Raw genomic sequence first — 14,464 nt, 5'->3', positions numbered from 1 at the left:
ATTACTTATCCGTTAAACTCTTTACCAAAACCCCTAGGGTTGCTAAACCTGTTGTGATTGCAATAATCTCCTGTGTTGATATCTTCTTAACATTTTCAGGCTTGTTAGGTATCAAAATTACAGATCCTGGTTTAACATCTGGATATGATTTAAAAAACAAAAAACGCTTAGTTGTCTTTATGTCTCCATTCGCATGAATTACATAAGCCCTACTCTTTTTTGCATTTGCAGAAAAGCCTCCAGAGTTTTCTATATAATGTTTAAAGTTTTTTCCTTTTTCATATCTTACTAATGAAGGAGACAATACTTCTCCTTCGACTTTTACGGTTTGCCTTTCTGATGGAATAAAAAGTTCATCCCCTTCCTCTAAAATTAAATCAAATTTTGAATTCTCAATACCTTTATTTTCTAAAATTTTCTTTAAATTTATACCGATTTTAAATGTCTTTTTTACTTCATCAGAGGTAACACTCAATGTATCTTTTTTTGCAAAATCAGAAATCATTTCTAATTGCTTTTCGTCTTCTAATGCATTATTCTTTCTTGTTAAAAAAGCACCTTCTATATAAGCAAACTTAGTTAACCCGCCTGCTTGTTTTATTAAATCAGAAATTTTTTCGTTTTTTGCACCTATAGAATATTCTCCTTCAAAATTAGCCTCCCCTTTAATAAAAACAGTTTTCTGCTCAGTATATCCTTTTAAATAACGAACAGAAACAACGTCAAAAGGCTGCAAAATAAAATTATTACTAGCAGTACCTTCTAAGTTTTGACCTGCTTTAAGATCAAAATTCTCACTAATTGTTTCAAAACTACCATCTTTTAATCTTCTAGAGACATCAATAGTATTAGAATCTGCACCGTCTTTTAATCCACCTCCAAGTACAATTAAATCTTCTACTTGCATCCCTCTCATAAAATCAAACTTATCTGCTTTATTTACTGCTCCATTAATTGTGATAAATTCTTTTTCTTTTAATTCTTCTTTATTAAAAATATAAATACTATCATTTTCTCTTAAAAATAAGTTTTTATTTTTATTTCTCAAAGAGAATGAAATAGTTTCTTTATTTGTTTCATCATAGGTTCTGACTATAATCCCTCTATCTAAGAAAGCTTCTCTGGTTACCCCTTCTGCCTTCTTTAATAAAGCACCAACTGATAAATTTTCTTCATACTCGTAGTTTCCAGGTTGAAATATTGCCCCTGCTATAATTATTCTGTTAGAAAATTCATCAGCAATTTCATTTATTTTTATAAAATCACCATCTTTTAACTTTTCAATAGACAACTCTTTAAATGGAATTTCTACTATTTCTTTTTGTATGCCGCTTACTCTTTCTATAACTATATTCTGTTTGTAAGCGTTCGAAACGAAACCACTACAATACCTTAACAGGTCTGCAACTGTTTCAGATTCTTTCATTTCGTACAAACCTGGCCTTTTAACAGCTCCTTCAATCGTAACTAATTTCTCATAAGGCTTTATAATAATAACATCTTGATCTTGTACCGTTATATTTCCAGCTTCAGATCCGTTTACTAAAAAATCGTAAAAATCAAAATCAGCTATCTTTTGTCCAGCTCTAAAAAGCCTAACATTTCTAAAAGTTCCATTTTTAGTAGGTCCTCCAGCAGCATACAATGAATTTAAAACTGTTGAAAAAGCACTCAATGAATACGAACCTGGAACTTTTACCTCACCAACAATACTCACTTGAACATTTCTAACTTCTTTAATAGATACCGCTATGTTAACTTTGTTATAGCTATTAGATGAAGCTCCAATTCCTGAATAAATTCTTTTTAAATAGTTTTTAATTTTAGCTCTTACGGCTTTAATTGGCAAACCTATTAAATGAATATTACCAACACCTTGGATATTAATAGCTCCTTGCCTATTAACTTTTTTCTCATAATTAGCTTCAGCTGCTCCCCATAAATCAACAGAAAGAATATCTCCCGCTCCTACAATATAATTTTCTGGTGTTGCTACATTTAAATTGGGGGTAAATGAAATATTTGGGTTATTAAAAAAGTCATACCCAAAAAGTTTTTCTTTTTTTTCTTCCTTATCCTTTTCTTCTCCAGTTAGTCCAAAATATAGACCTTCTTCTTCTTTTTCTTCATTTTCATTAACTTTTTCTTCATTTTTACTCAAACTAGTATTTCCAAGGTTCCTAATTCTAGTCTGAAGTTTTTGAGCTTGTAGTTCTGACATCCCCCTAGTTTTAGCAATCGACAATGCCTGTTCTAAAGTATAGCCCTCTTTTTTTATTTTACTCCAATAATTAGCAACTTCTTTATCTGAAAGATTATCTACTTCAATTTGGCTCAAGTTACCTTGAATATCTTGAGCTTTAATTGTATTAATACATAAACTAAGCAATAAGAATATTAATAAAATATTTAGCTTTTTTAATATCATTTTTTTATTTATTTCCCGATTGAATAACACTCTTTTTTTTCTAAAAAACCACCTAAAACATACTGATTTCGGCCGTCAAAGATAATGGTATTTTTCATTAGTTCTAACTTTTTATTAAAATGAGAATAATGAAATTATTTTCATTATTAAACAATAATACTTCTAAGCTCTGAATTTATTTACACTTATCACAACAAATAAAGTACCATCATTTATTATTTAAAAAAACAAATTCACAATTATTATTAAAAGTCATAAAAAACGACTTACTTAATTCTGTTATCTTTATCTTACAAAATAATGTTTCTCTCCAAAATTAACCAACTCAGCATTCCTTATACCATGTACTATTTCAATTGATGACTTAGCATCTACTAAACCAAAACCGCGCCCTTTTAAAATCCCTTTATAACTTTCTGTATGTAATTCTGTAAAACCTCCACTAAACTCAATTTCATCACCATCAACAGTAATTGAACGGTAAGTTCGTTGCTGCTTCTCTTTAACTTCTATAGGTAAAGAATTTTCATCTATTGATAAAAACCAACGCACTCTAGCCTTTTCAAACTCTAAATATCCTGCAGATTTATCTTTCTCTCTTAAATGCACTATATTTTCTTGTACTTCTCCAAAAACCCAAGAGAGCATATCGTAAAAATGAATTCCAATATTTGTTGCTATTCCTCCTGATTTACTTTCATCTCCTTTCCAAGAGACATCATACCAATTTCCTCGAGAAGCAATATATGTTAAATCAACATCGTATTTACCTTTTTTACTTTCAGAATCAACTTTTTTCTTTAACGCAATAATACTTGGGTGTAATCGTAATTGCAATATTGTATTTACTTTATTTTCTGATTCTTTCTCTATAGCTTGAAGAGCCTCTAAATTCCAAGGATTCAATACCAAAGGTTTTTCACAAATAGCATCAGCCCCTCTTCTTAATGCCATTCTAATATGTGAATCATGTAAGTAGTTTGGTGTACATATGCTTACATAATCAAGCTGTACACCTTGTTGCCGTTTAATTTTTTCTATGTAACGATCAAATCGTTCAAACTCTACAAAAAAATCAGCTTTCGGAAAATAACTATCCATCACACCAACACTATCAAATTTGTCGAGAGCTGCTACTAAATTATTATTAGTATCCTTTATAGCTCTTAAATGACGTGGAGCAATATATCCTGCTGCTCCAATTAAAGCAAAATTCTTCATTATAATGTTTTATCTATTAACTCTTTAGGTAGAAAATTCTTCACATCATAAACAACTCCTTTATTTTTCTTTAACCTAGATAAATCAATTTGTTTAAATTCATTGTGCGACACTGCTAAAACGACAGCATCATATTTCTTATCATACAAATTAGGCTTCAACCCTAAATCATACTCGGTAAAAACTTCTTCTTTTCTAGCCCAAGGATCATAAATATCTACAGCAACCCCATAGCTTTTTAAAGCATGATATACATCAATTACTTTTGTGTTTCTTATATCTGGACAATTCTCTTTAAAAGTGATTCCTAAAATTAAAATTTCAGCATTTTTCACTTTTACATCTTCTGAAATCATTAATTTCACAACTTCTGACGCCACATGATTCCCCATACTATCATTCAATCTTCTACCAGATAAAATTATTTCAGGGTAGTACCCAAATTGTTGTGCTTTTTGAGCCAAGTAAAAAGGATCAACACCAATACAGTGCCCACCAACTAATCCTGGCTTAAAAGGTAAGAAATTCCATTTTGTAGAAGCTGCTTCTAAAACTTCGTTGGTATTAATATTCATTAAGTTAAATATTTTAGCCAACTCGTTAACAAAAGCAATATTAATATCTCTTTGACAATTCTCTATAATTTTTGAAGCTTCAGCAACCTTTATAGAGGGAGCCATATGAGTTCCAGCCTTAATTACCGATTTATATAAATCGTCAATTTTTTTTGCTATTTCTTCGGTAGAACCAGAAGTAACTTTTAAAATATTTTCAACTGTACGAATTTTATCACCTGGACTTATTCTTTCTGGAGAATATCCCACATAAAATTCTTTGTTTAATTTTAAATTTGATACAGCTTCAAGTACAGGAACACAATCCTCTTCTGTAGCTCCAGGGTACACTGTAGATTCATATATAACAGTATCACCTATATTAAGAACAGTTCCTATTGTTTTACTCGCACTTAATAATGGGGTTAAGATCGGTTGATTATTTTTATCTACAGATGTTGGAACTGTTACAATATAATAATTACACTGCTTTATATCTTCTGAATTAGATGTAACAAATAATCCTTTTTTATTAGAATTCTCATCTACTAAAACAGATTTCAATAATTCATTATCAACTTCCAGTGTTACATCTACACCTGACTTTAATTCTTGAACCCTTTTAGTTTTTATATCAAAACCAACAACGGAATATTTAGCTGCAAATAACCTAGCCAATGGTAAACCAACATAACCTAATCCTATAATTGCAATTTTGGGTGTATTCATCTTTTTCGTTACTAAAAATACCTTGTAAATAGCCTACAAAAGTACAAAAAACATTATCAAACAAAATATTATAAACAAAAAAAAGTCTCATCAAAATTTGATGAGACTTTCAGTGGGCGCGAAGGGATTCGAACCCCTGACCCCTTGGGTGTAAACCAAGTGCTCTGAACCAACTGAGCTACGCGCCCGTTTGCAATTAACTTTAAGACTTATTGGTGGGCGCGAAGGGATTCGAACCCCTGACCCCTTGGGTGTAAACCAAGTGCTCTGAACCAACTGAGCTACGCGCCCTTATGTGCTAATTGCGGGTGCAAATATACAATCCTTTTAGAGACTCACAAATTTTTTTTACGTTTTTTTTATAAAACTTGAGCAACAACGAACGTGCTCCCCCCTATATAAATCACATCTTGGCTCCCTGCATTCAATTTGGCCACTTCAAAAGCCTGACTAACAGAAACAAACGATTCTCCTATTAAATTATACTCATTAGCCTGCTTCTTTAATTTTTTTTCTGACAAACCTCTTACAATATCTGGTTTACAAAAATAATAAGTTGCATTTTTCGGAAAAAGAGGTAATACCTCATTCAATTTTTTATCAGAAACTACCCCTAAAACAATATGCAAATTTTCATACTTTTCATTTTGAAGCTGTTTTAAGGTATAATTTAATCCCTCTTTATTATGAGCTGTATCACAAATAACTTTAGGTTCTTCTTCCAAAATCTGCCAACGACCTTTTAAATTTGTGTTTTTCACCACATTTAACAAACCTTTTTCTATATGTTTTTCTAAAACATTAAAATCTTTAAGTTGTTTTACTGTTTTTATCGCTGTTAATATATTTTTAGATTGATAATCCCCTAACAAATCTGTTTTATAATCGTCCTCTTCATCAGAAGCAAATAAAATTTCAGAATTACAACCTTTTGCTTTAGTTAAAAAAACTTGTTTAACTTCCTCTTGTTTCTCCCCTATAATAACAGGAATTCCATTTTTTATAATACCAGCCTTTTCATATGCAATTTCAGGTAACGTTTCTCCCAAAAACTGTGTATGATCCAATCCTATGTTTGTTATCACCGAAACTTCAGGGGTTATAATATTAGTAGAGTCTAATCTTCCACCCAAACCTACTTCAATAATTGCTATGTCTACTTTTTGATTTACAAAATAATCAAACGCCATACCTACTGTCATTTCAAAAAACGACACCTTTTGTTTCTCTAAAAATTCTTTATTTTCTGAAATAAAAGCAACAATATTTTCATCAGGAATTTCTATACCATTAATTCGAATACGTTCTGTGAAATTCTTAAGGTGTGGAGATGTATACAGGCCTACTTTATAACCTGCTTCCTGTAAAACAGATGCTATCATGTGACTTGTCGAGCCTTTTCCGTTAGTACCTCCTACATGAACCGATTTAAACATCTTTTCTGGATTTCCTAACTCATTACTTAAAGCTTGAATATTAGTTAAATCTTTTTTAAATGCTGTTTTACCTTGACGCTGGTACATTGGCAATTGTGTAAACATCCAATCTAAGGTTTCTTGATATGTCATATGTATTATTTATAAACTATGTATGGAGCAATATATGCTATAATTATGTAATGTCTTTTAAGACTGAAAAAACGTATTATATGCTCACATATATTTATGTTTAATGTTTTCTATATTAATGGTGGTGGTGGTGGAGATATTTCAATTCTTCTATTTAGAAATACATTTAGTTTCAAAGAATCAGATGAATGTTCTTGAATTTCGTTAAACGCAGCAACTACTTTCATTAATAAAAAATCAAGCTCATCTATTTTACATGTTAAGGAAACAACAAGCTTTTCAGGCGAATCTGAGTACTTGTCATTTTTTCCATGATTTAATAAATCCTTCTTCAATATACTTTTTAGATCACCTATAGGGTATTTCTTTTCTTTTAGTATACTTTCTTTTGAAATACTCAAAATATTCTTAAATTTCAAAAAAGGCGGCCCTCCCTTACCAAAAATTGTTGATACTAAAATATTATATTCTTGTTTATTCTTTTCTAATTTGAAGTAAGCTTTTTTATCATAGTAATTTACCCCCTCTAAACTATCAATTAGATCCTCAAAGTTTTTAAATGATTTAAAGTTTAATACTTCATAGTTTTCTTTTTTAGGAAAGGAAATTTCACTGGGATAATAAAACCTTCTTCAATTCCTTTCTTACTGTTTTCACAATAAAACAGGAGTAGTAATACTATTATTAGTTTCAATTTTGTAAAATACAACTATTGAGACAAAGAGAACTTGTAGATAATTGTTCCTCTTTGTTTTGATGGGGCTTTACCATCTGCATTCCATCTTGTTTTTAAAGCAGCTTCTTTAGCAGCTTTCTCTAAACATGCAGCAGAGCTAGTACTTCCTTTTACACCACCAACCTGAGCTTTAATAACTTTTCCGTTTTGGTTAACTTCAATATTTACCACAACAGTACCCTCTTCTTCACAATTTGGTTTTTTTATAGGCTTAGATAATGCTTTTCTTCCTGCTAAATTATAATTACCCCCAGATCCACTTCCTGAATTACCGTAATATTTATTAGAATTCGAATTTCCATTCTCATTACCTTTTACACCTTCTTTGTTATCATCTCCTTCTCCTTTCGTTGCACCGTCTTTAGAGGCACCATTTAAAAGACTATTTAGAGCATCCGTTGTTTGTTTTGATGGCTTTGGTTTTTGTTCTTTTATTATTTTTTTAGGCGTTTCTTTTACTTCTTTCTTTTCTTCTTCTGCTTTCTCTATAGCAGGAACATTTTTAGCACTATCATCAGTGATTACTTCTTCTTGAATAGTCTCTTGTGAAGTTTCTTTTACTTGCTCTTTAACAGTTTCTTCTTGTTGCTCTTGTGCAGCTTGTTTTTTGGTATTCTGCACAGGTTCTCCACTACCTACTTCGGAGATTCCAAAATTAATTGCTAGTCCGTATTCAATTGGTGGATCTAGATACGTCATTCCATAGTTAAACACCCCAACTACCAAAAGCATTAGAATAATAGCAGTGATAATTGCTGATTTACGTTTATGTTCTGTATTTAAAACTAACATTATTATTTACCTTTAACAGCTAAAATCATTTTTAATTTATTTCTATTTGCGATATCTATAATTTTCATCACATTTTTATATGGCGCATTTTGATCTCCTCTAATTACTACCGTTTTCTTTTTATCTGCTCCTACTTTTGTAAGTATCGTTCTTTCTAAATTAACTTCGCTTACTTTTGTTTTATCAATATAAAAAGAAGATTTGTCAGTTATACTAACAGCTACTGCTGTATTATTTTCTGTTTTCCCTCCTGCTTTTGGTAATAACACATCAATTGCGCTCACTGTAACTAATGTTGATGTTAACATAAAAAAGATTAATAATAAGAAAACAATATCCGTCATAGACGACATATTAAAACTTGGATCAACTTTATTTCTTCCTTTTAAATTCATTTTATTTATTCTAAAATTAAAAGACTAATTATTATACAGGTTCATTTAACAAATCTAAAAACTCTACAGATTTGGCTTCCATTTGATATACAACTTTATCTGTACGAACGACTAAGTGATTATAAGCAATATAGGCAATAATACCTACAATTAAACCTCCTACAGTTGTTGTCATTGCAGTATACAACCCATCTGACAGTAGCTTTATATCTATTTGTCCTCCTGAATTTGCTATTTCATGTATAGCAACTATCATTCCAATTACAGTACCTAAAAAACCAATCATCGGTGCAGCACCAGCAATTGTTGCTACTACTGAAACATTTCTTTCTAATTGATATACCTCTAATTTTCCTGCATTTTCTATTGCCTTGTTAATATCTTCTAACGGCTTTCCTATTCTTGAAACCCCTTTACCAATTAATCTTGCCGTTGGTGAATCTGTGTTTTCACATAATGCTTTTGCACTTTCTAACTTACCATTAGTTACATGATCTCTTATTTGGTTCATGAAGTTTTCATCAACTTTAGAGGCTGCTTTAATAGCGAAAAAACGTTCAAAATAAATATAAAGTGCTACCGCTAATAACACAAATAAAATCGCAATTATAACTTGTCCTCCAACACCACCATCTATAATTAAATTATAAATTGATAATGTTTTTTCTTTTGTTACTTCTTCTAGCAACTCTGTTTGTTCTTGAAAATTAGCTATCATTAAATTAATTTTATAAATATATTAACGGTTATCTTGTTTATTAATTGCTTAAAAAAATCCTGAATTTTTTTAAAAACTCAGGATTCTTTAATTAAATCATTATCATTTTATTTATCCTAACACAAATTTCACCATAACATACCCTAATGTTCCTAAAACTATAGTATATGGTAATGCCATTTTCACCATTTTACCATATGATAAATTTATTAATGGTGCTAATGATGATGTCAATAAGAATAAAAATGCAGCTTGACCATTTGGCGTAGCTACACTTGGTAAATTTGTACCTGTGTTAATAGCAATTGCTAATTTTTCAAAATGCTCTCTAGTAATAACTCCATTTTTAAAAGCTTCTTGTACTTCACCTATGTAAACCGTTGCAACAAAAACATTGTCACTTATTGCTGATAATACACCGTTTGCAAGGTAAAATAACCCTGGTTGTGAAGCTGGATCTTGATCTAGTGCCCAAGCTATTATTGGTGTGAATAAATGTTGATCATGAATCATTGCTACAATTACAAAAAATACCACTAACAAACCTGTAAAGGGTAATGCCTCTTCAAACGCTGGTCCTAATTGATGCTCATCAATCATCCCCATAAATGCCGTTTGAACAATAATTAAAGCTAAACCAATAAAACCAACAGGTGCAATATGTAATGCTAAACCTGCAATTAACAATATAGCAGAAGTAGCTTGTACTATTAAACCATACTTTTCTTTATCTGTACGTTTACTATCTTCTTCTTCTGTATATTTTTCAATTATACTTGCAGCTATTTTAGGCAACTTAGCACCAAAACTAAACCATCCCGTAAGTTCAAGAACAACTGTAGTTGCCATACCTGCAAATAATACAGGAATCGTAATTGGAGCCATTTGCTTAAAGAATTCTATAAAATCCCAACCTAAGCGTTCTCCTATTAATAAATTTTGAGGTTCACCAACTAAAGTACATACACCTCCTAGCGCCGTACCTACAACACCATGCATTATTAAACTACGCAAAAAGCTACGAAATTGCTCTAGTGTTTCTCCACTTAATTCATCTCTATCTAAAATTCCATCTTCGTTATAATCTTTTGCACTCGAATGAATTTTATGATACACTCCATAAAAACCAACTGCAACGCTAATTAATACTGCTGTTACCGTTAATGCATCTAAGAAAGCCGATAATAATGCTGATAAGAAAACAAATAATAATGATAAAAGAACTTTTGATTTTATTTTAGTGAATACTTTACTAAAAATAAACATTAATAAAGGTTTCATAAAATAAATCCCAGCCACCATAAACACTAAAAGTAATATTACTTCTAAGTTCTGACTAACTTCATGATATGCATTTTTCGGTGTCGTTAATCCTAATGCTATTGCTTCTATAGCTAATAAGCCCCCCGATTGTAATGGGTAACATTTTAAAGCCATTGCCAGAGTAAAAATAAACTCCCCTATAAAAAGCCATGCCGTAATTGTTTTTCCTAATATGAACAACGAAAATATATTGAAAATTAAAAAACCAATCATGGTCATTTTAAACCATTTCGGACTATTACCTAAAAAATTTTTAAACATATCTTTTTTTATTATTTATATCAATTCTTTTAATGCTATTTCAAATGCTGTTGAGCAAATTTTTGTTTTTGATGCACTCTTTGCAAATGATCTTTGTAATGCCTTTTTTATAATATTTGATGTATCATCAAATATTGCTTTATCTTCCATAGGTAAAGCTACTTTAGCTTCCATTAAATAAGCAAAAACTCTGGCAATACCACAATTAGAAATAAAATCTGGCAATAAACTTAAATGACTATCTGTATATTCCATAATTGGTCCAAAGAATATTTCCTTATCAGCAAAAGGTACATTTGCTCCTGGAGAAATCACTTCCAAACCTGTATCAATCATTTTTTGTACTTGCTCTTGAGAAACTAACCTTGAAGCTGCAGCTGGAACAAATATTTCCGCTGGTAAACTCCATATTTTTTGATTAATTTCATCAAAAGGAATCATTTCACTAGAAACTAACTTATTTCCGTCTTTCGCTAAAAATAAATCCTTCATTTCCTCCATAGAAAATCCATTTTCATTTATAACCCCTCCTTCTCTATCAATAATACCAACAACTTTTGCTCCTAATTGAGTTAAATAATATGCTGCTGCTGAACCTACATTACCGAAACCTTGAACAATTGCTCTTTTCCCAGAAATAGTTCCCCCATAAATATTATAATAATGTTTAACTGCTTCGGCAACACCATAACCAGTTAACATATCTGCAACCGTATATTTTCTAGATAAATCTGGTGAAAATTGTTTATCTTCTATCACCTTAATTACACCTTGACGTAATTGGCCTATTCTATTAATTTTATCTGCTTCTGTTGGCTTAAAATGTCCATTAAAAATTCCTTCTTGAGGATGCCAAACTCCACAGCTTTCTGTAATTGGAATTACATCTTTATCTGCATCAACATTTAAATCTCCTCCTGTACCATAATAATGTTTTAATAGCGGAGTAACTGCTTTATACCAACGCTCTAAAACACCTCTTTTTCTTGGATCATTAGGATCAAAGTTAATTCCTGATTTTGCACCTCCAATTGCTGGTCCAGAAACAGTAAACTTAACTTCCATTGTTTTTGCTAAAGATAAAACTTCGTTCTTATTTAATCCTTTACGCATTCTAGTTCCACCTCCAGCAGCTCCTCCTCTTAAAGAGTTTATTACAGTCCATCCTTCAGCTTCAGTTTCTTGATCTCTCCAGTGAAAAACAATTTCTGGTTCTTTTTGCTCGTATATTTTAAGTAAATCTTTCATAATATTCTTTAATAAATTTTCAACTTTAATTTGTTATAATCTTTAAAATAATCTGTGTAAAATGTTCTCGCTAGGAGAAGCTAAAGCTGTCTCATTTAAAAAATTTTATTTATTTAATTTAGGTTTAAAAACATACTGTCACAAAACTACCATAAAAAAAATAATAGGTCAAATTTTTTGATTCTAAATTACTGCGGATTAAAAATAACACCTGCTGAATGATTTTTTCTTGCGCCTGTTACACTACTTAAACAATTCACTTGATTATCAACACGTAACAATCCTAAAAAAGCAAAAATTAAAGCTTCTTTATAATTAATAAGCTCTATCGTCTGAATTTCTACTTTCCTTTTTGAATAAAATTCTATTCTTTTCATTAAAAAAGAGTTAAAAACACCTCCTCCTGTTATTAAAAGAGCGCCATTATTCTGAATTATTTTTCCTATTTGAATAGCTGAATGTTCTATAAATGTTCTTAAAATAATTGAAATATTTTTTTCTTTCCCATCAATTATTGGTAAAATATTTGACAGCACCCACTCTAATCCTAGAGATTTAGGTGCTGTTTTTTTATAAAATTCTAAAGAATTTAATTCTTTTAATAAATCTTCATTTATCTTTCCTTTAGCCGCAATATTCCCTTTATCATCATAATCAAATCCTAATTTTTGAACATAATGATTTAACACAATATTTACAGGACAGATATCAAACGCAATTCTATGCCCTTTTTCTTTAAATGAAACGTTTGCAAAACCACCAAGGTTAACACAAAACTCATAATTAGAAAATAATAATTCATCACCAATAGGAACTAATGGAGCTCCTTGTCCTCCAAAATTAACATCTTGCGTTCTAAAATCACAAACAACTTTTTGATTCGTTATTTCAGATATTATTTTTCCACTACCAACCTGAAGTGTAATACCTTTATCTGGTTGATGTAAAATTGTATGGCCATGAGAAGCTATAAAATCAAGATCTACAATATCATTTTTTTCAATAAAAAAATTAATTTCTTTTCCTAATAATTTACCATATTCTATATCAAGTATGATTAGATCTTCTTTAGAAAAATGAATGGCTGTTTTCAGTTCATTTTTCCATTTATCGCTATAAGAAATAGTATTAGCTGCTAATATTTTAAAACTCTTATAATTCTTTTTATTAAACTTAACATAAACTAAATCAATTCCATCTAATGATGTCCCAGACATCAAACCTATTGTAAAGCAATAATCTCCATTCATATATGTAAAAATAATAAAACTCTGTTGAAAATATGCCATTAAAAAAGTATATTTGTAGACATTTTTTACGAATATAATAATCATATATAATGGATTTTAGTTTAACAGAAGAACATATAATGATTCGTGATGCAGCTCGTGATTTTGCTCAAAACGAATTATTACCAGGAGTAATTGAAAGAGATAATGCGCAAACCTTTCCAGACGAATTAGTTCGTAAAATGGGTGAAGTTGGTTTTTTAGGTATTATGGTAGATCCTAAATACGGAGGAAGCGGAATGGATGCTATTTCTTATGTATTAATAATGGAAGAACTTTCTAAAATTGATGCTTCTGCCTCTGTTATGGTTTCTGTAAACAACTCTTTAGTATGTTATGGCTTAGAAGCTTATGGAACTGAAGAACAAAAACAAAAATACTTAACAAAATTAGCTACAGGTGAGCAAATAGGTGCTTTTTGTTTAAGTGAACCTGAAGCGGGTTCTGATGCTACCTCTCAAGCAACAACTGCTGAAGATAAAGGCGATTATTACTTATTAAATGGTACTAAAAACTGGATTACCAATGGTGGTCGTGCAGGTGTTTATTTAGTAATTGCGCAAACTGATCGTAGTAAAAAACATAGAGGTATCAACGCTTTTATTGTAGAAGCCGGAATGGAAGGTTTTCACGTAGGTCCTAAAGAAGATAAATTAGGAATTCGTGGTTCTGATACACATACTTTACAATTTAACGATGTAAAAGTACCTAAAGAAAATAGAATTGGTGAAGACGGATTTGGTTTTAAATTTGCCATGAAAACTTTATCAGGTGGTAGAATTGGTATTGCTGCTCAAGCATTAGGTATTGCTTCTGGAGCTTACGAATTAGCTTTAAAATATTCTAAGGAGCGTAAAGCATTCGGAACTGAGATTTGTAATCATCAAGCAATTGCTTTTAAATTAGCTGATATGCATACAGAAGTTGAAGCTGCTAGAATGTTAGTTATGAAAGCTGCCTGGGATAAAGACCAAGGTAATAATTACGATATGTCTGGGGCTATGGCTAAATTATATGCCTCTAAAGTTGCGATGGAACAATCTGTTGAAGCTGTGCAAATTCACGGTGGTAACGGTTTCGTAAAAGATTATCATGTTGAACGTTTAATGCGTGATGCTAAAATTACTCAGATTTACGAAGGAACATCGGAAATTCAGAAAATTGTAATTTCAAGAGGAATTATTAAAGGATAAAACCTCTCT

At 30.7% G+C, this 14,464-nt stretch carries 12 protein-coding genes and 2 tRNA genes; 1 reads left to right on the top strand and 13 read right to left on the bottom strand.

What is annotated here, in order from left to right; genetic code table 11:
• Position 1 precedes the first annotated feature (1 nt).
• The 13 genes from CXF68_RS06740 to CXF68_RS06680 form a co-directional block, all read right to left on the bottom strand.
• Entirely contained in the window at positions 2 to 2,428 is a 2,427-nt protein-coding gene (locus CXF68_RS06740) for an SLBB domain-containing protein (RefSeq protein ID WP_101043559.1), read from the bottom strand.
• Positions 2,429 to 2,713: 285 nt separating this feature from the next.
• Positions 2,714 to 3,649: a Gfo/Idh/MocA family oxidoreductase gene (locus tag CXF68_RS06735; protein WP_101043558.1), complete on the bottom strand. Its 936-nt coding sequence runs from the start codon at positions 3,647 to 3,649 to the stop codon at positions 2,714 to 2,716.
• Complete coding sequence (locus tag CXF68_RS06730) at positions 3,649 to 4,932, bottom strand: nucleotide sugar dehydrogenase (RefSeq protein ID WP_101043557.1); 1,284 nt, start codon at positions 4,930 to 4,932, stop codon at positions 3,649 to 3,651. The genes CXF68_RS06735 and CXF68_RS06730 overlap by 1 nt, the downstream gene beginning before the upstream one ends.
• A 113-nt stretch (positions 4,933 to 5,045) precedes the next feature.
• Positions 5,046 to 5,120: transfer RNA gene (locus CXF68_RS06725), tRNA-Val, on the bottom strand.
• A gap of 25 nt (positions 5,121 to 5,145) precedes the next feature.
• Positions 5,146 to 5,223: transfer RNA gene (locus tag CXF68_RS06720), tRNA-Val, on the bottom strand.
• Positions 5,224 to 5,291: 68 nt separating this feature from the next.
• Positions 5,292 to 6,500: a folylpolyglutamate synthase/dihydrofolate synthase family protein gene (locus CXF68_RS06715; RefSeq protein WP_101043556.1), complete on the bottom strand. Its 1,209-nt coding sequence runs from the start codon at positions 6,498 to 6,500 to the stop codon at positions 5,292 to 5,294.
• 110 nt (positions 6,501 to 6,610) lie between these two features.
• Positions 6,611 to 6,835: a hypothetical protein gene (locus tag CXF68_RS06710; protein ID WP_157821865.1), complete on the bottom strand. Its 225-nt coding sequence runs from the start codon at positions 6,833 to 6,835 to the stop codon at positions 6,611 to 6,613.
• Positions 6,836 to 7,209: 374 nt separating this feature from the next.
• Positions 7,210 to 8,028 (bottom strand): energy transducer TonB, encoded by an 819-nt coding sequence (locus tag CXF68_RS06705; protein ID WP_101043554.1) that lies wholly within the window; start codon positions 8,026 to 8,028, stop codon positions 7,210 to 7,212.
• Between the two features lie 2 nt (positions 8,029 to 8,030).
• Complete coding sequence (locus tag CXF68_RS06700; RefSeq protein WP_101043553.1) at positions 8,031 to 8,423, bottom strand: biopolymer transporter ExbD; 393 nt, start codon at positions 8,421 to 8,423, stop codon at positions 8,031 to 8,033.
• Positions 8,424 to 8,454: 31 nt separating this feature from the next.
• Entirely contained in the window at positions 8,455 to 9,141 is a 687-nt protein-coding gene (locus CXF68_RS06695; protein ID WP_101043552.1) for a MotA/TolQ/ExbB proton channel family protein, read from the bottom strand.
• A 111-nt stretch (positions 9,142 to 9,252) separates the two neighbouring features.
• Positions 9,253 to 10,725, bottom strand: a complete 1,473-nt coding sequence (gene nhaB / locus CXF68_RS06690; protein ID WP_101043551.1) for a sodium/proton antiporter NhaB — start codon at positions 10,723 to 10,725, stop codon at positions 9,253 to 9,255.
• A 15-nt stretch (positions 10,726 to 10,740) separates the two neighbouring features.
• A complete protein-coding gene (locus CXF68_RS06685) occupies positions 10,741 to 11,973 on the bottom strand; it encodes a Glu/Leu/Phe/Val dehydrogenase dimerization domain-containing protein (protein ID WP_101043550.1) in 1,233 nt (410 codons plus the stop codon).
• 188 nt (positions 11,974 to 12,161) lie between these two features.
• Positions 12,162 to 13,223 carry an anhydro-N-acetylmuramic acid kinase gene (locus CXF68_RS06680; RefSeq protein WP_101047388.1) on the bottom strand — a complete coding sequence of 354 codons (1,062 nt, stop codon included), beginning with the start codon at positions 13,221 to 13,223 and terminating at the stop codon, positions 12,162 to 12,164.
• Positions 13,224 to 13,312: 89 nt separating this feature from the next.
• Here CXF68_RS06680 and CXF68_RS06675 point away from each other — a divergent pair, with 89 nt between their 5' ends.
• Positions 13,313 to 14,455 carry an acyl-CoA dehydrogenase gene (locus CXF68_RS06675; RefSeq protein ID WP_101043549.1) on the top strand — a complete coding sequence of 381 codons (1,143 nt, stop codon included), beginning with the start codon at positions 13,313 to 13,315 and terminating at the stop codon, positions 14,453 to 14,455.
• Positions 14,456 to 14,464 lie beyond the last annotated feature (9 nt).

The sequence above is a fragment of the Tenacibaculum sp. Bg11-29 genome (genome assembly GCF_002836595.1).
Taxonomy (GTDB): Bacteria; Bacteroidota; Bacteroidia; order Flavobacteriales; family Flavobacteriaceae; genus Polaribacter.
Note: the sequence above shows the minus strand (reverse complement) of the source record. Positions and strands in the feature narration are given on the sequence as shown.

Excerpts from the sequence above, each read along its gene's own strand:
- CXF68_RS06740 (WP_101043559.1), bottom strand. The coding sequence starts at position 2,428 with ATGATATTAAAAAAGCTAAATATTTTATTAATATTCTTATTGCTTAGT.
- CXF68_RS06735 (WP_101043558.1), bottom strand. The coding sequence starts at position 3,649 with ATGAAGAATTTTGCTTTAATTGGAGCAGCAGGATATATTGCTCCACGT.
- CXF68_RS06730 (WP_101043557.1), bottom strand. The coding sequence starts at position 4,932 with ATGAATACACCCAAAATTGCAATTATAGGATTAGGTTATGTTGGTTTA.
- CXF68_RS06715 (WP_101043556.1), bottom strand. The coding sequence starts at position 6,500 with ATGACATATCAAGAAACCTTAGATTGGATGTTTACACAATTGCCAATG.
- CXF68_RS06705 (WP_101043554.1), bottom strand. The coding sequence starts at position 8,028 with ATGTTAGTTTTAAATACAGAACATAAACGTAAATCAGCAATTATCACT.
- CXF68_RS06700 (WP_101043553.1), bottom strand. The coding sequence starts at position 8,423 with ATGAATTTAAAAGGAAGAAATAAAGTTGATCCAAGTTTTAATATGTCG.
- CXF68_RS06695 (WP_101043552.1), bottom strand. The coding sequence starts at position 9,141 with ATGATAGCTAATTTTCAAGAACAAACAGAGTTGCTAGAAGAAGTAACA.
- nhaB (WP_101043551.1), bottom strand. The coding sequence starts at position 10,725 with ATGTTTAAAAATTTTTTAGGTAATAGTCCGAAATGGTTTAAAATGACC.
- CXF68_RS06685 (WP_101043550.1), bottom strand. The coding sequence starts at position 11,973 with ATGAAAGATTTACTTAAAATATACGAGCAAAAAGAACCAGAAATTGTT.
- CXF68_RS06680 (WP_101047388.1), bottom strand. The coding sequence starts at position 13,223 with ATGAATGGAGATTATTGCTTTACAATAGGTTTGATGTCTGGGACATCA.
- CXF68_RS06675 (WP_101043549.1), top strand. The coding sequence starts at position 13,313 with ATGGATTTTAGTTTAACAGAAGAACATATAATGATTCGTGATGCAGCT.